The sequence below is a fragment of the Methylobacterium sp. W2 genome (assembly GCF_020662345.1).
GTDB lineage: Bacteria > Pseudomonadota > Alphaproteobacteria > Rhizobiales > Beijerinckiaceae > Methylobacterium.
On sequence record NZ_VMOA01000023.1, the window covers coordinates 57,784 to 78,686 of the forward strand.

The window sequence follows — 20,903 nt, forward strand, 5'->3', positions numbered from 1 at the left end:
CGTTCCCATTGGCCCCCGGGCGCTGGCGACGCAGGCCAGCGAGCAGCCTATAAGATCACGGGGATCGGCCGGCCCGTTTCGCCTACATTCCCAAGGAGAACGTCCATGAAAGTCGTCGCGGATCTGTGCATCGTGCCCATGGGCGTCGGCCCTTCCGTCTCCTCCTACGTGAAAGAGATCAAGGCCATCCTCGAGGCCAGCCACCTCAACGCCGAGATGCATGCCAACGGCACCAACATCGAGGGCGAACTCGCCGACATCTGCCGGCTCATCGAACTCTGCGAGGAGAAGCTGAGCCAGCTCGGCGTTCAGCGGGTGTTCTTCACCATGGCTTTCTCGTCGCGGCGGGACAAGGAGCAGTCCATGGCTGACAAGCTGACGGCCGTTTCCTGATCCCTCGGCACCATGCACGGACCTAAGCGTTGACGCTGTCCGATCCCCGCATGAGGACCGAGCCCGCATGCATCCGTCCCGACGCGCCTTCCTGGCCGGAACCGGTCTGGCTCCCATGATGATGCCCCTGCTGGAGCGCGCTGCGTCCCCGGCCCGTGCGGAGGAGGGCGGTTTGATCCGCCGGACCATCCCGTCTTCCGGCGAGACGCTCCCCGCCATGGGGATCGGCACCTCACGCCGCTACGAGGTCGAGCCGGTCCCGGAAAAGATCGCGCCCTTGCGCGAGGCGGTGCAGCGGTTCGTGGCGCTCGGCGGCTCGGTCATCGACACGGCGCCGAGCTACGGCACCGCCGAGGACGTCCTCGGCCAGATCCTGTCCCAGGACGGTCTGCGCGAAAAGGTGTTCCTGTGCAGCAAGGTCGGAGCGCCGGGTCGCGAAGGCGGAGCGGCCGAGATCGCACGCTCCTTCCGCCGCATGGCCACGGACAGGATCGATCTCGTCGCGGTCCACAACCTCAGTGACACGGCGACAAACCTCGCCACGCTGCGGGATCTGAAGGCCGAAAAGAAAATCCGCTACATCGGCGTCACTGTCTGGCGCGACAGCCAGTTCGCGGATCTCGAAGCGGTGATGCGGCGCGAGACGATGGACTTCATCCAGGTCAATTACGCCCTCGACGATCGCCGCGCCGCCGAGCGCGTCCTGCCACTGGCAAAAGAGCGCGGCATGGCGGTGATGGTGAACGTTCCCTTCGGGCGCGACCGCCTGTTCAAGGCCGTGCAGGGACGCGACCTGCCGCCCTGGACGACGGAGTTCGGCTGCGCGAGCTGGCCGCAATTCTTCCTGAAATACGTCCTTGCCCACGAGGCCGTCACCTGCCCGATCCCCGGCATGGCCAAGGCAACCTATGTCGAGGACAATCTCGGCGCGGCACGCGGTCGGTTGCCCGATGCCGCCCAGCGAACTCGAATGGAGGCCTATGTCGACGCGCTCTGATTCCCTCAACCGCCGTGCTACCCTCGTGCTCGGAGGGTGCCTCGTCGCCGCTTCGGGCCTGCTCGCATCACGCATTCCCGCCTCGGCCCAGCCTGCACCGCAACCGGCGCGCATCGGCATCGTCGGCGCCGGCCATATCGGCAGCACCATCGGCGGCCTCTGGGCCAAGGCCGGCCACGAGGTAATGCTGTCCTCGCGCCACCCGGAAGAGCTGAAGGGCCTCGTCGAGGGGCTCGGGCCCAAGGCGAAGGCGGGCAGCCCGGCCGAGGCCATCGCCTTCGGCGACGTCGTGCTCATCGCGGTGCCCTACAAGGCCTATCCGCAACTGGCGCAGGACCATGCCGCCGCGCTCAAGGGCAAGGTGGTGATCGATGCCGGCAACGCGACGCAGGCCCGTGACGGAGAGGTCTATGGCGAGGTCCAGGCCCACGGCATCGCGGCGGTCTCGGCCAAGTACCTGAACGGGGCGAAGGTCGTCCGGGCCTTCAACGCGGCCAATTACAAGGTCTTTGCCAAGAACGCGCACCGCGAGGGCGGACGCATGGCGATTCCCCTTGCCGGCGACGATCCCGCGGCGCTCGCGATCGCGGCCCAACTCGTCAAGGATGCCGGCTTCGAGCCGGTGGAGGTCGGGCCACTGGCCAAGGCGGACAGCTTCGCCATGGGCTCGCCCGGCTTCGGCCTTGACCTGAATGCTGAGGAATCGCGGGCGCGCTTTGGGCTCGCCCGTTGAGCGACGGGCCAAGGGAAGAGCCAAGCGTGGCGAACCCGCTTGCCGCCGGGAGCGGCGGCTCTGTCCCGCCCTGGCTGCGGCGGCTCATCGACGTGCGGGCGGAAGAGGTGCCCGCGCTCGCATGGTCGTGGGCCTACATCTTCTCGATCCTGGCCGCCTATTACGTCCTGCGGCCGATCCGCGACCAGATGGGAGTCGCCAGCGGGATCGAGAACCTGCCCTGGCTGTTCACCGGCACTCTCGTCGGCATGCTGGCCCTGAACGTCCCCTTCGCCTGGCTGGTGAAGACCCTGCCGCGCGCCCGGTTCGTGCCACTGACCTACCGGTTCTTCGCCGCCAACATCGTGCTGTTCGCCGGGGCGCTCTATCTCGCCGGACCTGAGGGCGACATCTGGATCGGCCGCGCCTTCTTCATCTGGCTCTCGATCTTCAACCTGTTCGTGGTCTCGGTGTTCTGGGCCACCATCGTCGATGTGTTCTCCACCGAGCAGGGCAAGCGCCTGTTCGGCTTCATCGCCGCCGGCGCGACCCTCGGGGCGATCGCTGGATCGGCGACGACGGCGATCCTCGCCCGCGACGTGCCGACCTGGGTGCTCCTCATCGGCGCGGCCCTGCTCCTGGAGGCGGCAGTGTTCAGCATGCGCGGCCTCGCGCGGCTGTCCGACCGCCTGAACCGGGCTCCCGCCACAGGCGACGCCACCCCGTCGGAGGCCATCGGCGGCAGTGCGTTCGCGGGCATCACGCGGACGTTCCAATCGCCCTACCTGCTCAATATTGGACTGTTCCTGCTGCTGTTCTCGGTGACCTCGACCTTCCTGTATTTCGAGCAGGCGGGCATCGCCAAGCGCAGCTTCCCCGATCGGGGGACGCAGACCGCCTTCTTCGCCAGCGTCGACCTGCTGGTGAACCTGCTCACCCTCGGCGTGCAATTCTTCCTCACCGGGCGGATCGTACGCCGCATCGGGGTCGGCCCTGCTTTGGCGCTCCTGCCGGTGGCCAGCATACTCGGATTCGCGGCCTTGGCCGTCTCGCCCACGATCACGGCCATCGTCGCATTCCAAGTCTTCCGCCGGGCCGGCAACTTCGCCATCGCCCGGCCGATCCGCGAGGTGCTGTTCACGGTGGTGCCGCGTGAGGACCGCTACAAGGCGAAGAACTTCCTCGACACCGTCGTCTACCGCACCGGAGATCAGATCGGCGCGTGGTCCTTCGCGGGAATTGCGGCCCTCGGCCTCGGTTCGACGGCCGTGGCCGTCACGGCGGTGCCGCTCTCGGCGGCATGGCTCCTGAACAGCCTTTGGCTCGGGCGCCGCCAGGAGGCGAGGCGGGTTGCGATGGAGAGGGAGAGCGGCCCCAACGCTGTGCCGTGAGGCGGATGGTCCCGACGGGTATCGGGCGCCCGGACGGTTGCGCTACCTCATGGCGCCGACATTCGAGGAACCTCCATGCCCGCAGACAAACCCGCCATCCTGTTCGTGTGCCTGGGCAACATCTGTCGTTCGCCCCTGGCGGAGGCCGCGTTCCGCATTGAGGCCGAGCGGGCGGGCCTCGAGGCGGAGGCCGATTCGGCCGGAACCGGTGCCTGGCATGCGGGCGAACCGCCCGATCGGCGCGCCCAGGCCGTCGCCCGGCGCAACGGCATCGACATCTCCGGCTACCGCGCCCGTCAGGTCGAGCCTGCCGACTTCCATCGCTTCAGCCATATCGTCGCCCTCGACGGCGACAATCTCGCCGTGCTGAGGCGACTTCGCTCAGGAGACGGCGCCGCGTTGTCACTTCTCCTCGACCATGTGCCGGGGCGGAGGGGTGAGGCGGTCGCCGACCCCTATTACGGCGCGGATGCGGGGTTCGACGCCACCTGGGCGGACGTCACCCTGGGCGCCCGCCATCTCGTGCGCACGCTCAAGGCATGAGGCCTCTGGCCGAGCGTGGAGCGGCCCTGCTCGGGCGCCGGCTCGCCCGGACCGAGCCCATGAGCGGCGGCAACCTCTCCGGCCTCGTGCGAATCGTGCTCGATGACGCCAGCGCGGCCATCGTCAAGGACGGCCCCGATCCGCCGGCGGAAGCCGGGATGCTCCTTGCCATCCGCGCCGCCGGGATCCCCGCACCGGAGGTGTTCGCGGCCGATGCGCGGACCCTCGTGATCGAGCCCCTGCCGATCGGCGGCGGCAATGCGGATACGGATCTCGGCCGCGTGGTGGCGCGACTCCATGCCGTGACCGGCGACCGTTACGGCTGGCATGGCGATTACGCCTTCGGGACGGTGCGGATCGACAATCGCGGAAGCGAGGATTGGCCCGGCTTCTGGGCCGAGCGTCGCCTCCTCTGCCATGCTCCCCATCTCGACGCCGCGCTCCGGCGCAGAATCGAGGCCCTGGCGGACACACTCCCCGGTCGCCTGCCGGCCCGCCCCCGCCCGGCCTTGCTTCATGGCGACCTGTGGAGCGGTAACATCCTCACCGACGGCGGCCGCGTTTCCGGGCTCATCGACCCCGCCTGCTACCACGGCCATGCCGAGGTGGACCTCGCGATGCTGTTCCTGTTCGGCGCCCCCGGCCCCGCATTCCGCGAGGCGTATGGCGAGGCCGAACGGGGCTTGGCCGAGCGCAGGGCGATCTATCAATTGTGGCCGGCGCTGGTGCATCTGCGCCTGTTCGGATCGGGCTACCGGTCCATGGTCGAGGCGCTGCTCGACGCCACCGGTTGCTGAAACCCACGCACGTCCCATCGAACCGGAAACGCGGCTTTCTTCGCGCGACACGAACCGTGCCTGAAACCTTGCGTTTTGAGGGCCGATCCCCGACAACCCGGCAAGCTTCGGCGCTGGCGTCCGGCTCCTTCCGAATGTCCGGATGAGCGGAGGGGCGCCGGCGGTCGATGCGGCGAGGGAAGACGAGACCCATGCTCGATTACGCGCAGGCGCGACGCCTCATGGTGGATTGTCAGTTGCGGACCTTCGACGTCAACGACATCCCGGTCCTCGACGCGTTCGAGGCCGTGCCGCGCGAGCGCTTCGTCCCCCAAGGTCGCGAGGACTTCGCCTATATCGACCAGTCCCTACGCATCACCGGGCAGGACGCGACGACGGATCGCGCCATTCCGGCGCCGATGCTTCTCGCCCGCATGATCCAGGCGCTGCAGCTCGCGCCGGGGCAGATCGCCCTCGACGTCGCCACCGGCTACGGTTACGCCGCCGCCATCATGCGGCAGCTCGGGGTGCGGGTGGTCGCCCTCGAATCCGACGACGCCCTCGCCGCCGAGGCGGAGAGCCGCCTGTCGGCAACGGACGGAATCGAGATCGTGCGCGGCCCCCTGCAGGCGGGCGCGGCGAAGGCGGGGCCGTTCGACGCCATCCTCGTCAACGGCCGTGTCGAGACGCGGCCCCAATCCCTGCTCGACCAGCTGAAGGACGGTGGACGTCTCGCCTGCGTGATGGGTCGCGACAAGGCCGCGAAGGCCACCCTGTTCATCCGGACCGGGGACGCGTTCGGTGCGCGTCCGCTCTTCGATGCGTCGCTGCCCGCCCTGTCGGCCTTCAGCCCGGAATCCAGCTTTTCCTTCTGAGCAGGTTCAGTAGAAGCGGTCACCGGTTTTGCGTCCGGAAACCTGCGACGCGCCAAAGGCCTGAGCGAGGCGAGGCATTGGCTTGCCCATGCGAACCTGCTGGGCGGCAAGGGCAGGTGTCGCTTTTATGCGGCACTGCGCCATCAATATCGCCCCTCATCCTTCACGGCCGATGCCCTGACGCACATCCTCCGCTAAACTGACCTGTGAGGCGGGCAATCCGGATGGCACCCTAGGCGCCGTGGCTGTGATGAATAGCCGACCGGTTCATCGAGAAACCGCAAGGGCAGATGGACGTGAGACAACGCAAACCTGCGAAGAGCTTCCGGCTGCGGCTCGGTGGCTTCGCCGCGCTGACCCTCGCCGCCGCCTCTCCGGGCGTGGCCGAGACGCTGGATAGCGCGCTGGCCCGTGCCTATGGTGCCAACCCGGCGCTGAACGCGTCGCGGGCGGGACTGCGCGCCACCGATGAGAACGTCGCGCAGGCCAAGGCCGGCTACCGTCCCACCGTGAGCCTCGACGCCGATATCGGCCTCACCCAGAGTCAGGGCCGCGTGAGCGGCATCTCCCTCAATCAGGTGACGAAGCCCGGCGGCGCCGGGCTGACGATCAACCAGACCCTTTTCAACGGCTTCCAGACCGACAACCAGACCCGCCGCGCCGAATCGGACGTGCTCGGGACGCGCGAGTCGCTGCGCTCCACCGAGATGACGACCCTGTTCAACGCGGCCCAGATCTATATGTCGGTCCTGAGTGACACGGCGACTCTGGAGCTTCGCCGCAACAACGTCGAGGTGCTGGAAGAGCAGCTGCGCCAGACCCGGGACCGCTTCAACGTCGGCGAGGTCACCCGGACCGACGTGGCCCAGGCCGAGGCCCGCCTCGCCGGTGCGCGCTCCGACGTGAGCGGCGCGGAGGCCAACCTGCGCGCCAGCATCGGCACCTATCGGCGCATCATCGGCGTCGAGCCGCGCCAGCTCGCGCCGGGACGCCCCCTCGATCGCTTCGTACCGCCGAACCTCGACAACGCCATCTCCATCGGCCTGAAGGAACACCCGCAGATCCTGTCCTCGATGCACGCGGTGGACGTGGCCGAGGCGCAGGTGAAGATCTTCGAAGGCGCGCTCGCTCCGAGCGCCGCCCTGCAGGGCAGCGTCCAGCAACGCTACGATACCCAGTTCCCGGGCGACAACGGCGTGACCGCCTCCATCGTCGGCCGTATCTCGGTTCCGCTCTACGAGGGCGGCCAGACCTATTCGCAGATCCGCCAGGCCAAGGAACTGGTCGGCCAGGCTCGCATCAACGTCGAGGACATCCGCGACCAGGTCCGTTCGGCCATCGTCACCGCCTGGGGCCGGCTGGAAGCGGCCAAGGCGCAGGTCATCGCATCGCAGGCCCAGGTTCAGGCCAACGAAGTGGCGCTGAACGGCGTGCGCGAGGAAGCCCGCGTCGGGCAGCGCACCACCCTCGACGTCCTGAACGCCCAGCAGGAACTCCTGAACTCGCGCGTGAACCTGATTCTCGCCCAGCGCGACCGGGTGGTGAACTCCTATGGCGTGGTCCAGACCGTGGGCCGCCTGACCGTGCGCTTCACGTCGATCCCGGTGGTGGCCTACAGCCCGAAAGAGCATTTCGACCAGGTCAAAGACCTCTGGTACGGCGTGCGCACACCCGACGGGCGCTAGAGCGCTCTGCGCCGAAGTGGATGCCGGTTCGGCAAAAAAGAGCGCGGCATAACAGAGGTCCAGAGCTGCGCCCGACCCAACGTGGTGGGGCTCAGCTCTGGGGAGGCGCAAGGAACCCGCGAGGCACCGGTGTTATCCTGTGCCTTGCGACCGACCGGTGCTTGTTTCCGGTACCCGTGGTGAAATACTCAGAGTGATCGAAATACTTCTTTAACCATGTGACCCGAGCGTCGTCCGGATGAGTGCAGCGAGCCCCAAGGCGCCGGACAAGGCCCCGGAACCCTCCATGGAGGAGATCCTGGCGTCCATTCGCCGGATCATCGCCGACGACCAGAACGCCAAGGCGGAGGTGGTCGCGCCGGTGCGCTCCCCTCCGCCGCAGCCGGAGAACGACGACGTGCTCGACCTCGCCGAGGTCGCACAGCCGCGCAAGCCCCAGCCCGCTCCCATCGAGGAACCGGAGATCGACTTCGCCGAGAGCGGCCAGATCGACTTCGACTCGATTTCCTTCGACGACGACGAGCCCGAACCGGCGCCCCTGCCGCCGCCACCGGTGGTGCGCCAGCCCGAGCCGCCCCGCGCCGCCCCGCGCCCGGAACCGGTGGAGGCTCCGCGCGAGAGCCTGAAGCAGCGCCTCGTTTCCGATATCACCGATGCCAGCGTCGGCCATGCGTTCCAGCTTCTCGCCGGTACGAGGGTGAGCCAGAATGCCCGGACCATCGAGGACATGGTGCAGGACATGCTTCGGCCGATGCTGCAATCCTGGCTCGACGACAACCTGCCGGGCATGGTCGAACGCCTCGTCCGCGCCGAGATCGAGCGCGTGGCGCGGGGCCGCTGACCGCCCTGCGATGTTGACGCGGGGGGCGTGACGGGGTGAAAGCGGGCCAGCACGCGGGCTGACACCCGCCCCGCACGAACTGGCCCGACGCAAGCCCATGATGGACAAGACCTTCGATCCCGCCGCCGTCGAGGCGCGCATCGCGTCCGCCTGGGAGGCGGGTGACGCATTCAAGGCCGGCCGGCCCGAGCGCACGGACGCCCGGCCCTTCACCATGGTGATCCCGCCGCCGAACGTCACCGGCAGCCTTCACATGGGCCACGCCCTCAACAACACCCTGCAGGACATCCTCTGCCGGTTCGAGCGCATGCGCGGACGCGACGTGCTGTGGCAGCCGGGCACGGACCACGCCGGCATCGCCACCCAGATGGTGGTGGAGCGCCGCCTCGCCGAGGCGAAGGAGCCGGGCCGGCGCGAGCTCGGCCGCGAGGCCTTCGTGGAGAAGGTCTGGGCCTGGAAGGCCGAGTCCGGCGGGGCCATCGTCAACCAGCTGAAGCGCCTGGGCGCCTCCTGCGACTGGTCGCGCGAGCGCTTCACCATGGGTATGTCCGGCGCGCCGGACGACCAGATGGTCCGGGCCGTGACCAAAACGTTCGTCGATCTCTACAACGACAAGAAAATCTACCGCGACAAGCGCCTGGTGAACTGGGACCCGAAGTTCCAGACCGCAATCTCCGATCTCGAAGTGCTGCAGGTCGAGGTGAAGGGCCATCTCTGGCACTTCGACTATCCGATCGTCGACGAGGCCGGCGCCGAGACCGGCGAGGTCATCACGGTGGCCACCACCCGGCCCGAGACCATGCTCGGCGACACGGCGGTGGCGGTCCATCCGGACGACGAGCGCTACACCCATCTCGTCGGCAAGCACGTGCGCCTGCCGCTGGTCGGCCGCCTTATCCCCATCGTCGCCGACACCTATTCGGACCCGGAGAAGGGCACTGGCGCGGTCAAGATTACCCCCGCGCACGACTTCAACGATTTCGAGGTGGGCAAGCGGGCCGGCTGCACGCCGATTAACATCCTGGATCCGGAAGCGCGCATAACCCTCGACGGGAACGCGGCTTTCCTGAAGGACTCGAACCCGGAGCCGGAGGCCCTGGCTCTGCATGGCCTCGACCGGTTCGAGGCGAGGAGGCGTGTCGTCGCCCTGATGGAGGCGCGCGAGCGGCTGCGGCTCACCGAGCCCAACACCCATGCGGTGCCGCATGGCGACCGCTCGAACGTGGTCATCGAGCCCTACCTCACGGACCAATGGTACGTGAACGTGAAGCCTCTGGCCGAGCGCGCCCTCAAGGCGGTGCGCGACGGGCAGACCCGGTTCGTTCCGGAGAATTACGAGCGGACCTTCTTCCAGTGGCTGGAGAACATCGAGCCGTGGTGCATCTCGCGCCAGCTCTGGTGGGGCCACCAGATCCCGGTCTGGTACGATGACGAGGGCGGCATCTTCGTCGCGTCGAGCGAGGCGGAGGCTCAAGCCCAGGCCGATGCGAAGCACGGTCGCACCGTCGCGCTGCGCCGCGATGAGGACGTCCTCGACACGTGGTTCTCCTCCGCCCTGTGGCCGTTCTCGACACTCGGCTGGCCCGACGCGACGCCGGAACTCGACCGCTACTATCCGACCGACACCCTGGTCACCGGCAAGGACATCATCTTCTTCTGGGTCGCCCGGATGATGATGCTCGGCCTCCATGTCACCGACCGGGTGCCGTTCTCGACGGTCTATCTCCACACCCTGGTGCGCGACGCCTCGGGTGCCAAGATGTCGAAGTCGAAAGGCAACGTCGTCGACCCGCTGGGGCTGATCGACCAGTATGGTGCCGACGCCCTGCGCTTCACCCTGGCCGCCATGGCCGCGCAGGGCAGGGACATCAAGCTCGCGGTGAACCGCGTCGAGGGCTACCGCAACTTCGCGACCAAGCTGTGGAACGCCTCGCGCTTCGCCGAGATGAACGGCTGCGTGCTCCGCACCGATTACCGCCCGGAAGACGCCGCCGAGCCCCTGAACCGCTGGGCGCTGGGCGAGGCCGCACGCGCCGTGGCCGAGGTGACGGCGGCTCTCGACGCCTACCGCTTCAACGACGCGGCGGCGGCAGCCTACCGCTTCGTCTGGAATATCTTCTGTGATTGGTATCTCGAACTGGCCAAGCCGGTGCTTCAGGGCGAGGGCGTCGATGCCGGACTCAAGGCCGAGACGCAGGCCACGGTGGCGTTCCTGATCGACCAGATCGCCAAGCTGCTGCACCCGTTCATGCCGTTCCTCACCGAGGAACTCTGGGCGATCAAGGGCGAGGGCATCGCCGAGCGTGGGCTCCTGACGCTGGCGCCCTGGCCCGACCTGTCGGGTCTGGCTGATCCGGACGCGGAGTCCGAGATCGGCTGGGTGGTGGACCTCGTCTCCGAGATCCGCTCTGCCCGTTCGGAGACCAGCGTGCCGGCCGGCGCCCAGATTCCCCTGGTCATCGTCGGTGCCGACCCGGCCCTGCGGGCGCGGGCGACGCAGTGGCAGGACACGCTCCTGCGCCTCGCCCGCCTGTCGGACATCTCCTTTGCCGAATCCGCGCCGAAGAACGCGGTCCAGTTGCTGGTGCGCGGCTCGGTGGCGGCGCTTCCCCTGGAGGGCATCGTCGATCTCAAGGCCGAGGTCGCCCGCCTGAACAAGGAGGCGGTGAAGGCGGCCTCCGAGATCGGCAAGATCGAAGCCAAGCTCGGCAATGCCGATTTCCTCGCCCGCGCCCCGGACGAGGTGGTGGACGAGCAGCGCGAGCGTCGCGACGCGGAAGCCGCACGGCTGGAGAAGATCCGGGAAGCGCTGGCGCGGTTGTCCGACGCGTGATCCTGCGCCGGCTGGGCCAGGGCCTCGCCGGCCTGTTGGCCCTCCTCGTCCTCGCCGCGATCGTCACGGCGAGGCCCGGCGACCCCGCGCTCTATCCCGCTCCTGACGACGACTCAGAAAAAATCGAACTCGTCAGCCACGGCTGGCATTCGGGCCTCGTGATCCCGCGCGAGGCCCTCACCGGGCAGGGCGCCGGCACGGCGCTCCGCCACATCGCCACCCGCTTTCGGGCCTATCCGGGGATCGAGTTCGGCTGGGGCGAGGCCCGCTTCTACCGGGCGACGCCGACCCTGGCGCAGTTCGACCTGCGCCTCGCCCTCGAAGCCCTGTTCACCCCCGGCGGCCGCGACGGCGTCGTCCAGGTGGTGGGCCTCGAAGACGACACCCGCACGAGCTTTCCGCATTCGGATATCGTCCCCATCCAGGTCTCGAAGGCCGGCCTCGCCCGGCTGCTGGCCCGCCTCGACGCGAGCTTCCGCCTCGCCGACAACGCCCCCGTCGAGGGCGGCCCCGGCCTCTACGGCCCGAGCCTGTTCTACGAAGGGCACGGCCGCTTCAGCGCCGCCAACGTCTGCAACCACTGGGCCGCCCGCCTCCTCAACGCCGCCGGCCTGCCGGTCACGCCGGTGCTCGACACGCACCCGGCGGGGTTGTTGCTGGATCTGAAGTGGCGCGCGGGGGTGCAGCCCCTGCCTTCGCCGAACCTGTCCAAACCGTAATCTCGGCGACACGGGCGGGTCAGGCTGAGGTCTCTACACGGAGGGTCATGGCCCCGCTCCACGGCGGGGACACGACCTTTCCGGAGAGCCCAGTCCATGATCTCGTCCACCTCCCGCCTGCGCCGTAACGCCCTCGCCTCCGTCGCCGCCATCGCCATCGCGGCGACGGGAGCCGCGGGCATCGGCCTGACCCAGCCCTCCACCCCGGCCTATGCCCAGGCCCTGTCGAAGAACCCCATCGACGTGCCGGACCATCCGCCCGGCTCCTTCGCCAGCGTGGTCGACAAGGTGAAGCCCGGCGTCGTCGCGGTGAAGGTAAAGCTCGACGACAGCGCCGGCATGGACGACGATGACGGCCCCGGGCAGGGCCAGAGCCAGCAGGTTCCGCCGCAGCTGCGCGAGTTCTTCAAGCGCTTCGGTCAGGGTGGTCCGGGCCAGGGTGGTCCAGGGCAAGGCCAGGGCTTCGGCGGCCCCTCGCCCAAGCGTCAGGGCCAGCGCGGCGCCATGGGCTCGGGCTTCATCATCTCGGCCGACGGCTACGTCGTCACCAACAACCACGTGGTCGACAAGGCCAAGACCGTGCAGGTGACCCTGGACGACAACCGCACCCTCGACGCCAAGGTCATCGGCAAGGACCCGAAGACCGACCTCGCGCTGCTCAAGATCACCGAGGGCGGCCCCTTCCCCTACGTCTCGCTGGGCAAGACCGCGCCCCGCGTCGGCGATTGGGTGGTGGCCATCGGCAACCCGTTCGGCCTCGGCGGCACGGTCACCGCCGGCATCGTCTCGGCCCGTGGCCGCGACATCGGCGCCGGCCCCTATGACGACTTCCTGCAGATCGACGCGCCCATCAACAAGGGCAATTCCGGCGGCCCGACCTTCAATGTCGGCGGCGAAGTGGTGGGCGTGAACACCGCCATCGCGTCGCCCTCCGGCGGCAGCGTGGGCCTGGCCTTCGCGATTCCCGCCGAGACCGTGCAGGCGGTGGTCGACCAGCTCCGGGCCGACGGCAAGGTGGCGCGCGGCTATCTCGGCGTGCAGGTCCAGCCGGTGACGAAGGACATCGCCGACGGCCTCGGCCTCGACAAGGCCAAGGGCGCCCTCGTGGACCACGCCGAACCCGGCACCCCGGCGGCCAAGGCCGGCCTCAAATCCGGCGACGTGATCGAATCGGTCAACGGCGCGTCGGTGAACGATGCCCGCGAATTGTCCCGCCGCATCGCCGGCCTGAAGCCCGGCGCCAAGGTGGAACTCGCCTATCTGCGCGGCGGCAAGTCCGACACCGCCACGGTGGAACTCGGCGCCCTGCCGAACGATCCGAAGGCGGGCAACGACAACCGCAGCAGCGCGACGAGCGACGGCCAGCCGCGCCTCGGCCTCAGCCTCGCCCCGGCCTCGCAGGTCGGTGCCGGAGACGAGGGCGTTGCGGTGATGGATGTCGATCCCGACGGCCCTGCTGCCGCCAAGGGCATCGAGCAGGGCGACATCATCCTCGATGTGGCCGGCTCCAGCGTCTCGAAGCCCTCGGAGATCGCCGAGCGCATCAAGGCGGCCGAGGCCAGCGGCCGCAAGGCAGTGCTGATGCGGGTCAAGAGCACCAAGGGCGTGACCCGCTTCGTCGCCGTAGCCCTGAACAAGGCCGGCTGAACGGTCGCGAAGGACCGCGCCCGACACGCGAGCATCGAGGATGAAACCAACGCCGGCCCGTTCGTTCGGACCGGCGTTGCTGCAGGCGATCTCGCTCCCAAAGGCATACATTTCTGCAACACTGCCCCCCCCGCTGAAGCGAACCACAACCTTCGGCAGCATCAATGATTGACCGCCCACCCATACCTGAAGTTTACGATCATACCTGGAGTTGATTTCAGGGATCGTTTTCGTGGATCGGGACTGGAGCGGCGTAGCGTCGGAGGCCTTGGCCACCTCGCTCATCGGCATGACGTTTCTGGCACTGCTCATGGCACCGGCCAACGCCCGGGACATCATCCTGTCCTGGCAGGAAACCGTACAGCTGGAGCATAAGGATCGCACCGCTCGCCTGAAGCGGCTGGCGGACAAGTCCTTGCGGGCGAGCCCGCGCTTCTATGAGGAGCGCGTTCCGCAATCGGAGCTGCCATCGAGCTTCCGCACCGACATCCCGGTCCTGCGGGTGGTGTTTCCCCAGCGCGTCTTCTTCGACACCGACCAGTCCGATCTGCGGCACGAGGCCGAGGCGGTGATCGACGTGGTTGCGGAAGCCCTGCGGCGGGAGGCGTCGGACACGGCGGTCTTCATCGCCGGCCATACCGACGACCGCGGCGACGACGCCTACAATTATGCCCTCTCGGTGCGACGCGCCGAGAGCGTGGCCCGCGCCCTCGACCGGCGCGGCGTGCGCCAAGCCAGCATCTGGCGCGTCGGTTTCGGCGAGGCGATCCCGCTCGTGCCCAACAGCACGGACGATGCGATGGCGCGCAACCGCCGTGTGGAGTTCCTGTTCGGCCGCAAGGCCGAAGCGGTGGGCGTGTGGCTGTCGAAGCAGGAGGCCGTCGTCTGCGCCAGCGCCCTGGCGGAGCAGCGCGAGGAGTGCCTCAAGGCCTTCGCCCGGTTGCCCAGGGTCGAGGCCGCGCCCGTGGTGACGGGCTCTATTTCCCGGACCCTCGTCCAGCCGCCGCAATCGGGGGCTGCCGTCGCCGTTCCCACCATCGAATCTCCGCGCCTCGTGGTTGTCGGACCTCCGGTGCCGCCCGTCTCCGTCGGGCCGGAACCGCTCGCCAGGACCGCGGCCGTCGTCGTCCCGCAGGAGAGGACCGTGGTGACCATCGCCAAGGACGAGCCCGTGATCATCGATCTGCGCGAGCGGCGCATCCTCGTAGAAAGGCTCGAGCGATGAGCATTGCCGAATATCAGGCCCTGGATCTCCGTCCGGGCAGCCCCATCGCCACCGACCTCTCGGCACGCCTGACCGAGGAGGCCGGACGGCCGACCCTCTCGCTCTCGGCCCCACACGGAGCCAATGCGGAGAGCCCGGCCTTCTTCACCCCCGTCATGCTGGCCTGGTACCAGTCGCACATTGTCTTCGCCCGCCGCTCCGCCCTCGCTGAAGTGAAGCGCGGTTTCGCGCAGGAGAGTCTAGCCTCGGGCAATCTCGGCTTTCTCTTGGAAGCGAAGCGCGACGAGATAGAGCAGACGAAGCAGGAGCACCTGCGCGCCGGGCTGCAGAGCTTCTACTCGCGGGTGGATGTCCACGACCGCGAAGAGGAGATCCGGCGCCTGCGCTCGGATTACGACAACAGGCGGGCCGCGCACGGGCGGGATGCCGGCAGTTGGAACCCCTGGCTCAAGCATGGCGGCGTCGCCGCGATCATGCTGCTGGAATTTCCCCTCAACCTGTCCTCCTTCCTGAAGATCGACTTCCTGACGCCGGCGCTCGCCACCGCCTCCGTCACGCTCATCGCGCTCCTGTTCGCATTCTCGAGCCACCTCATCGGCCGGCTCATCCGGCAGTGGGGAGAGCGCTTCGGCGGCAACGTCACCGCACGGATGCGGGCGGACAGCTATCGCCACCTCGCCTTCGGCCTCGTGCTGTTTCTCATCGGTGCCGCCGCCATCGTCTTCAGCCGCTCCTACCTCGTGGCCGAGGCGCTGAGCCGCCAGACCGCCCTGGGGGAAGACGGCGGCAGCACGATCTCGATCTACGGCGTCGCCTTTATCGGCAACCTCGCAGTCTACGCCTCCGCCGTGGCCTGGGTCCTGTTCACCGAGGACCCGGTTCCCGATTTCGCCGAAGAGCGGCGGCGGCTCGATCGCCTCAAGCGCGACTCGCAGAAAGCCTATCGCAAGGGAATCGAGCGCGAGGAGCAGCAACTCATCCTCCAAGCTCAGCGCGAGACCGAGCAATGGGCCCGGCGCGATGCCGAACAGGCAAGAAGCCTGCGCAATTACGGCACCTGCCGCTCCCGCTTCGACGAAGTCTGCCGCCAGGACGCACGCGTGCTCGGCCTGCTCGACGGCTATCGCAACCAGCTCGCCATTGAGGCGCGCAAGCGCGGCGTGGACACCCGTTTCACCTATGACGGCCTCGCCTCCGGCGAGACCGAGACACGCCGCGACATCGACGGCGACGCCTATCTGAGCCGGCGCCTCGCGCTCGGCTACGCCTAAGCGGGAGCCCGCCATGACCCGCCCGTATGCCGTCGCCGGACGTCTCCTTCTCGCCCTTGCGGCCGGCGCCTCGTCCGCGCCTGCCAGCGCCGCGGGCTACGAGGTGATCCGCCAGGAGCAGACCTGCCCTAAGGATGGAGAGCCGCGCTCGCTGCGCCAGACCGTGATCATCCTCGACGAGGCCATCGTCGCCGCGCAGGCAGAGGCCGACCAGCGCTGGACCCGGATCGTCGTCGAGGCGGCGGAGGCGAAGGAGACGGCCCTCGGTACCCTCGGCACCCGCGAGCGCCTCTCCCTGTTCGTCGCGCGCCGCGACGGCAGCGAACTCGTGCCACTGTTCTTCGGCTGCTCGCCCAACCTGCCGGCAGCCGAGACCGAGAAGGCCAAGGCCAGCGACAGCATGGTGGACCGCTTCCTCGGCAACGACAGCGGCGCCCGGCGAAAATCCGCTCAGGACGCCTTCGGTAGCGGCATTGCCCGCGCGCTCGCTCAGGTGCAGAAGCGGGCCCCCGACATCGCCGCCCAGCCCGTCCCCGTGGGCGGCTTCCTGCGCGCCCTTCAGAATGCCGGTCGGCTCGCCGATCCCAATCTCGGCCTGCCGCGCTTCATCCTGGTGAGCCCGTTCCGGGTCGCCGACAAGGCCGGCCTCCCGGACGTCGCAACGGCCCGCGAGCGCGGCTTCCAGCTCGCCGAGAAGAGCGCGATCGATTTCGGCCGGGCCGAGATCTACCTCGCCGGCGCGTCCCTCGGCGATACCGCCGCGCTCGAATTCGCGCGAGCCTTCTTCCTCGGATCAAAGGGTGTGCTCGCGGGGATCCGCTCCGACGGTCTGCCGCGCCTTCTCCCCGAGCCGACGACCCTGCGCGTCCATGCCGGCTTCATCGACTATGTCGGCCAGCGCATTCCCCTGCAGATGCGGCTCGCGGCCGCCGCCAATGGCGACCTCGTTAATGCCTGGGTCGAGACCACCGTCTCGCGCACGACGGCGACGCCGCTCTCCGGCAAGATGTTGTGCCGCGGTGAGGCCTGCGAGGTCCATGGCGACGGACGCTTCGCGCAGGTGTGGTTCCTCGACCCGCAGGCCGAGCCGAAAGAGCGCGGAAAGCTGCCCTTCGGCGGGGCCCGCAACATCGAGCTCACTCTCCAGGGAGCGACCGCCTCCGGCAGGATCTTCGACCCGAAGGTGATCTTCAGCGGCGAGAACGGCCAGCGCCGCGAGGACCTGCGCTTCGATATCCAGAGGGTCGAGGGCACGCCGTTCTGAGCCCGGCCGACGTCCGACGATCACGCATTTCCAGGGCGCCGCTCCTCAAGGCCGGGGAGGGTGCTGCCGTCCGCACGCGTGCGGCCGGTTCGAGCAGGCCGGGGGCAGGACGACGATGATTTCGACCAGAGTGATGCGGACGATGCGGGCGGCGGGGCTGGCTCTGAGCCTGTCGGCGGTGTTGAGCGGGTGCGTTGGCTCGCGGGGCGGCTCGCCGGCCTCCTCGGGGGGCTCAGGCTCGGTGGAGGCCGCCATCGGACGCTGCATCGCCTCGACGCTGGTGGGAGCCGGCATCGGTGCCCTCATCGGTGCCGCGGCCGGTGGCGGCCAGAGGACGGGCGTCGGGGCGGCCGTCGGCGCCGGCGTCGGCGGCCTCGCCTGCGCGGTCCTCACTGCACTCGACGCCCAGGACAAGGAACGGATCCGCAACGCCCAGATCGCGGCAGCGGCGACCAACCGGCCACAATATCTCGCCTACCAGGGCTCTGACGGCCGCCAGCGTGAGATCACGGTGCGGCCGACGGCGCCCGTGACGGAACCGGCGCCGGTTGCCAACCGCATCTGCCGCGCCACCGACACCTCGGCCACCATCGTCGGGACAGGCAGCACCGAACTGCCGCAGCAGCTGGTCTGCCGCACCGGCAACGGCGATTGGCTGCCCGCCTGACGGGGGCGAGTGACAAGGGAAGGACCGAAACTTGCCTTACCGTCGGCGTGCCTTCGCGCACGCCGGCGCCGGACCCAGTCGCAATCCAGAGACATTGGAGAGCGAGGCTTAGCGTCATCCGATGCGAAGCACCGAGAGGTGGAGATTCCGATGCCGGTCCTCAATCCGACGATGATGATCAGCCTCCCGCTGCTCGGCCTCGCTCTTGCGGCTCCCGCGGTCGCCAGGTCGGCTCCTGCAAAGCCGGTCTGGGCCACCGGCACCTTCGTATATGCCGACCTCTGCACCGATACGGAGAGCGGCGAGCGGGCAGGGCGGCGGATCGTCCTCAAGCGCTCCCCCACCGGCGATGTGCTGTCCTACGAAACCCCGTCGCGGTCGGCGCGGGCCGAGGGCGTGACTCTCGACGATTCCACCAAGGAGCTGTCGTTCCAGGTCGGCGGCGAGGAGGGAGGCTTCGCCTTCCGTGGCACCCTGGCGACGGACGCCCTGGTCGGCACGGTGGAGGACGAGGCCGGAACCCGGCCGTTGCGCCTGCGGAGAATCCTGCGGTCTCATGCCCACGAGGCCTGCCCCGGGGAGGTCACGGGGTCGATCAGGACACGGCCCTGATCCATCTGGGCCGCAAAGGCCGCCCTGGTCTAAGGTCGGCTCCATGAAAGCCTTCCCCGTCCTGTTCCTCGCCGCCCTTGTCCTGTCGCCGCCGGCGGACGCCCGTTCGATGAGGCGGACCGATTCCTGCGACGGGCTCACCGCGCGGATGATCCGTGCCACCGGCGCCTCCCTCGCCGGGCGCGATGGGTCACTGTCGGTGTTCCGCGCCCGGGATGCCGACCGCATGAGCCTCGAATGCCGGGCTCCCGCACGGATGACGTTCGGGGCGCAGGATCGCGAGCCCGCCGGAGCGTATTTCATCCTGATCGGGCTGGCGGCCGAAGGGCTCGTCGGCGCCGGGGCAGAGGAGGTCGAGACCCTGGCCCGCGTGCTCCACCACCGCGCCCTGGTCACGGGGATGCCCCAGGCGGGGCGGGCAGGGCGCGCGGCACTTCGCTGCGAGACCGGCAGCTTGGCGGCGGCGGAGCCCGCCGGAATCCGCTGCGTACTCGTCTCGCACCGGCCTGCCGTTCTGCGCCGCCGCTCCGGACTTTTCCCTGGGCGTGAGCCGGTCTAGACCGACATCCATGTCAGATCTCGCTCACTCACCCTCCGGTCCCGTCGTGATGGCGGGGGCCACCGCCTTCGCCAACCACCTGCCCTTCGCCCTCATCGCCGGCCCGTGCCAGCTCGAGAGCCGCGACCACGCCATCGAGATCGCCGACGCGCTCAAGGGCATGACCGACCGCCTCGGCATCGGCCTCGTGTTCAAGGGCTCGTTCGACAAGGCCAACCGGACCTCGGGCTCCACCGCGCGCGGCCTCGGCCTCGCCGGGGCGCTGCCGATCTTCGCCGAGATCAAGGAGCGGTTCGGCCTGCCCGTCCTCACCGACGTCCACGAAGCGGCCCAGTGCGCGCCGGCGGCGGAGGTCATCGACGTCCTGCAGATCCCAGCCTTCCTGTGCCGACAGACCGACCTGCTCCTGGCGGCCGCCGCCACCGGCCGCGTGGTGAACGTGAAGAAGGGCCAGTTCCTGGCGCCCTGGGACATGGCGCACGTGGCCGCCAAGGTGACGAAGGCCGGCAATCCCAACGTCCTCGTCACCGAGCGCGGCGCCTCGTTCGGCTACAACACGCTGGTCTCCGACATGCGCAGCCTGCCGATCATGGCGCAGGTCACGCACGGTGCCCCCGTCGTATTCGACGCGACACATTCGGTGCAGCAGCCGGGCGGGCAGGGCGCCACCTCCGGCGGGCAGCGCGAGTTCGTGGCGGTGCTGGCCCGCGCCGCCGTGGCGGTGGGCGTCGCCGGCCTGTTCATCGAGACCCATCCCGATCCGGATCATGCTCCGTCGGACGGCCCCAACATGGTCCCCCTCAAGGCGATGCCGGCGTTACTGGAAACCCTGAAGGCTTTCGATCGTCTCGCGAAGTCGAGCGGCTGACGGAGACTCTCCGCTCGGAATCGTTCGAGTTGCCGCGACAATGGAACCAACCCGCCCTCATCCCGTTGTTCTCGCTTGAACGTGACAACGATTTGAGGAGTTCCATGCGCAAGTTCGCACTGATCACGGCCGTTACCCTTTCCCTCGGCGCCATGGCTGCCGGAACGGCGGCAGAAGCCCGCCCCGGACATGGTCATGGCTACGGTCGCGGCGGCCATGGTGGTTATGCCCACGGTGGCTACGGCCATCGCGGCTATGGCAATCGAGGCTACGCCTATCGTGGCGGTGGACGTCGCGGCATCGGAACAGGCGCGGCCGTCGGGCTCGGCATTGCCGGCCTTGCGGCGGGTGCCATTGCCGCGGGTGCAGCCCGCGACTCCTACTACAACAACGGTTACGGCCGTCCTGCCTATGGTGGCGGCGGGTATGGGCGTCCGGCCTACGGGTACGGCTACTGAGTTGTCTGTATCAGACACATGACGTTCGAAGGGCGGCCGGTATTTACCGGCCGCCCTTTTTCGTTATCGGCGCACGGTCTCGAGAATCAGGGCGTGACAACGCGCGCGTTCTCAGCCGCGCCCGCGATAGGGTGCGATACCCTGATCCGGGAGCCAGATCGCTTTCGGCGGCTCGCCGGTCTGCCAGAACACGTCGATGGGAATGCCGCCGCGGGCGTTCCAGTACCCGCCGATGCGGAAGTACCGGGGCTTCAGCAGGTCGACGAGGGTGAGGCCGATGCCGACGGTGCAATCCTCGTGGAAGGCACCGTGATTGCGGAACGCGCCGAGATAGAGCTTCAGCGACTTCGATTCCACGAGCCAGAGGTCGGGCACATAGTCGATCATCAGGATGCCGAAATCGGGCTGGCCGGTGACCGGGCAGATCGAGGTAAATTCCGGCGCGGTGAAACGCGCCAGGTAATCGGTCTGGGGGTGCGGATTCGGCACCCGGTCCAGACGCGCCGCCTCTGGGGAGGCGGGCAGGGGGGTGGCCTGGCCGAGTTGCAGGCCGTCGGAGGAGAGGGG

Annotated in this window: 21 protein-coding genes; 20 read left to right on the forward strand and 1 reads right to left on the reverse strand. The window is 68.8% G+C overall.

Annotation, left to right across the window (positions count from 1 at the left end; genetic code table 11):
• The first annotated feature begins 105 nt into the window (after positions 1-105).
• The 20 genes from FPV16_RS14320 (at position 106) to FPV16_RS14415 (ending at position 20,336) form a co-directional block, all read left to right on the forward strand.
• Positions 106-393, forward strand: coding sequence for an MTH1187 family thiamine-binding protein (locus FPV16_RS14320; protein WP_048448772.1), 288 nt, complete (start codon positions 106-108; stop codon positions 391-393).
• A 67-nt stretch (positions 394-460) separates the two neighbouring features.
• Positions 461-1,390 (forward strand): aldo/keto reductase, encoded by a 930-nt coding sequence (locus FPV16_RS14325; protein WP_227439069.1) that lies wholly within the window; start codon positions 461-463, stop codon positions 1,388-1,390.
• On the forward strand, positions 1,374-2,123 hold the full coding sequence (locus FPV16_RS14330) for an NADPH-dependent F420 reductase (protein ID WP_227439070.1): 750 nt from the start codon (positions 1,374-1,376) through the stop codon (positions 2,121-2,123). Before FPV16_RS14325 ends, FPV16_RS14330 begins: the two co-directional genes overlap by 17 nt.
• Before the next feature lie 26 nt (positions 2,124-2,149).
• Entirely contained in the window at positions 2,150-3,493 is a 1,344-nt protein-coding gene (locus tag FPV16_RS14335; protein WP_227439071.1) for an NTP/NDP exchange transporter, read from the forward strand.
• 75 nt (positions 3,494-3,568) lie between these two features.
• Positions 3,569-4,036, forward strand: a complete 468-nt coding sequence (locus FPV16_RS14340) for a low molecular weight protein-tyrosine-phosphatase (RefSeq protein WP_227439072.1) — start codon at positions 3,569-3,571, stop codon at positions 4,034-4,036.
• Positions 4,033-4,833, forward strand: a complete 801-nt coding sequence (locus tag FPV16_RS14345) for a fructosamine kinase family protein (protein WP_227439073.1) — start codon at positions 4,033-4,035, stop codon at positions 4,831-4,833. Before FPV16_RS14340 ends, FPV16_RS14345 begins: the two co-directional genes overlap by 4 nt.
• Positions 4,834-5,024: 191 nt before the next feature.
• Positions 5,025-5,687, forward strand: coding sequence for a protein-L-isoaspartate O-methyltransferase family protein (locus FPV16_RS14350; protein WP_227439074.1), 663 nt, complete (start codon positions 5,025-5,027; stop codon positions 5,685-5,687).
• Positions 5,688-5,977: 290 nt separating this feature from the next.
• Positions 5,978-7,372 (forward strand): TolC family outer membrane protein, encoded by a 1,395-nt coding sequence (locus FPV16_RS14355; protein ID WP_227439075.1) that lies wholly within the window; start codon positions 5,978-5,980, stop codon positions 7,370-7,372.
• A gap of 286 nt (positions 7,373-7,658) precedes the next feature.
• Positions 7,659-8,213 (forward strand): PopZ family protein, encoded by a 555-nt coding sequence (locus tag FPV16_RS14360; protein WP_227439092.1) that lies wholly within the window; start codon positions 7,659-7,661, stop codon positions 8,211-8,213.
• Positions 8,214-8,310: 97 nt separating this feature from the next.
• Positions 8,311-11,046: a valine--tRNA ligase gene (locus FPV16_RS14365; protein ID WP_227439076.1), complete on the forward strand. Its 2,736-nt coding sequence runs from the start codon at positions 8,311-8,313 to the stop codon at positions 11,044-11,046.
• Positions 11,043-11,765 (forward strand): DUF2459 domain-containing protein, encoded by a 723-nt coding sequence (locus tag FPV16_RS14370; RefSeq protein WP_227439077.1) that lies wholly within the window; start codon positions 11,043-11,045, stop codon positions 11,763-11,765. Before FPV16_RS14365 ends, FPV16_RS14370 begins: the two co-directional genes overlap by 4 nt.
• A gap of 96 nt (positions 11,766-11,861) precedes the next feature.
• Positions 11,862-13,412, forward strand: coding sequence for a Do family serine endopeptidase (locus FPV16_RS14375; protein WP_227439078.1), 1,551 nt, complete (start codon positions 11,862-11,864; stop codon positions 13,410-13,412).
• Between the two features lie 232 nt (positions 13,413-13,644).
• A complete protein-coding gene (locus FPV16_RS14380) occupies positions 13,645-14,637 on the forward strand; it encodes an OmpA family protein (RefSeq protein ID WP_227439079.1) in 993 nt (330 codons plus the stop codon).
• Positions 14,634-15,908, forward strand: coding sequence for a hypothetical protein (locus FPV16_RS14385; protein WP_227439080.1), 1,275 nt, complete (start codon positions 14,634-14,636; stop codon positions 15,906-15,908). The genes FPV16_RS14380 and FPV16_RS14385 overlap by 4 nt, the downstream gene beginning before the upstream one ends.
• A gap of 13 nt (positions 15,909-15,921) precedes the next feature.
• Entirely contained in the window at positions 15,922-17,172 is a 1,251-nt protein-coding gene (locus FPV16_RS14390) for a hypothetical protein (RefSeq protein WP_227439081.1), read from the forward strand.
• A gap of 115 nt (positions 17,173-17,287) precedes the next feature.
• Entirely contained in the window at positions 17,288-17,839 is a 552-nt protein-coding gene (locus FPV16_RS14395; RefSeq protein ID WP_227439082.1) for a hypothetical protein, read from the forward strand.
• A 150-nt stretch (positions 17,840-17,989) separates the two neighbouring features.
• Positions 17,990-18,451, forward strand: coding sequence for a hypothetical protein (locus FPV16_RS14400; protein ID WP_227439083.1), 462 nt, complete (start codon positions 17,990-17,992; stop codon positions 18,449-18,451).
• Between the two features lie 43 nt (positions 18,452-18,494).
• A complete protein-coding gene (locus FPV16_RS14405; protein WP_227439084.1) occupies positions 18,495-19,010 on the forward strand; it encodes a hypothetical protein in 516 nt (171 codons plus the stop codon).
• 10 nt (positions 19,011-19,020) lie between these two features.
• Positions 19,021-19,878, forward strand: coding sequence for a 3-deoxy-8-phosphooctulonate synthase (kdsA, locus tag FPV16_RS14410; protein ID WP_227439085.1), 858 nt, complete (start codon positions 19,021-19,023; stop codon positions 19,876-19,878).
• 104 nt (positions 19,879-19,982) lie between these two features.
• A complete protein-coding gene (locus FPV16_RS14415) occupies positions 19,983-20,336 on the forward strand; it encodes a hypothetical protein (protein WP_227439086.1) in 354 nt (117 codons plus the stop codon).
• 111 nt (positions 20,337-20,447) lie between these two features.
• Here the strand turns inward: FPV16_RS14415 and queF are convergent, their stop codons facing one another.
• Positions 20,448-20,885 (reverse strand): preQ(1) synthase, encoded by a 438-nt coding sequence (gene queF / locus FPV16_RS14420; RefSeq protein ID WP_227439093.1) that lies wholly within the window; start codon positions 20,883-20,885, stop codon positions 20,448-20,450.
• Positions 20,886-20,903 lie beyond the last annotated feature (18 nt).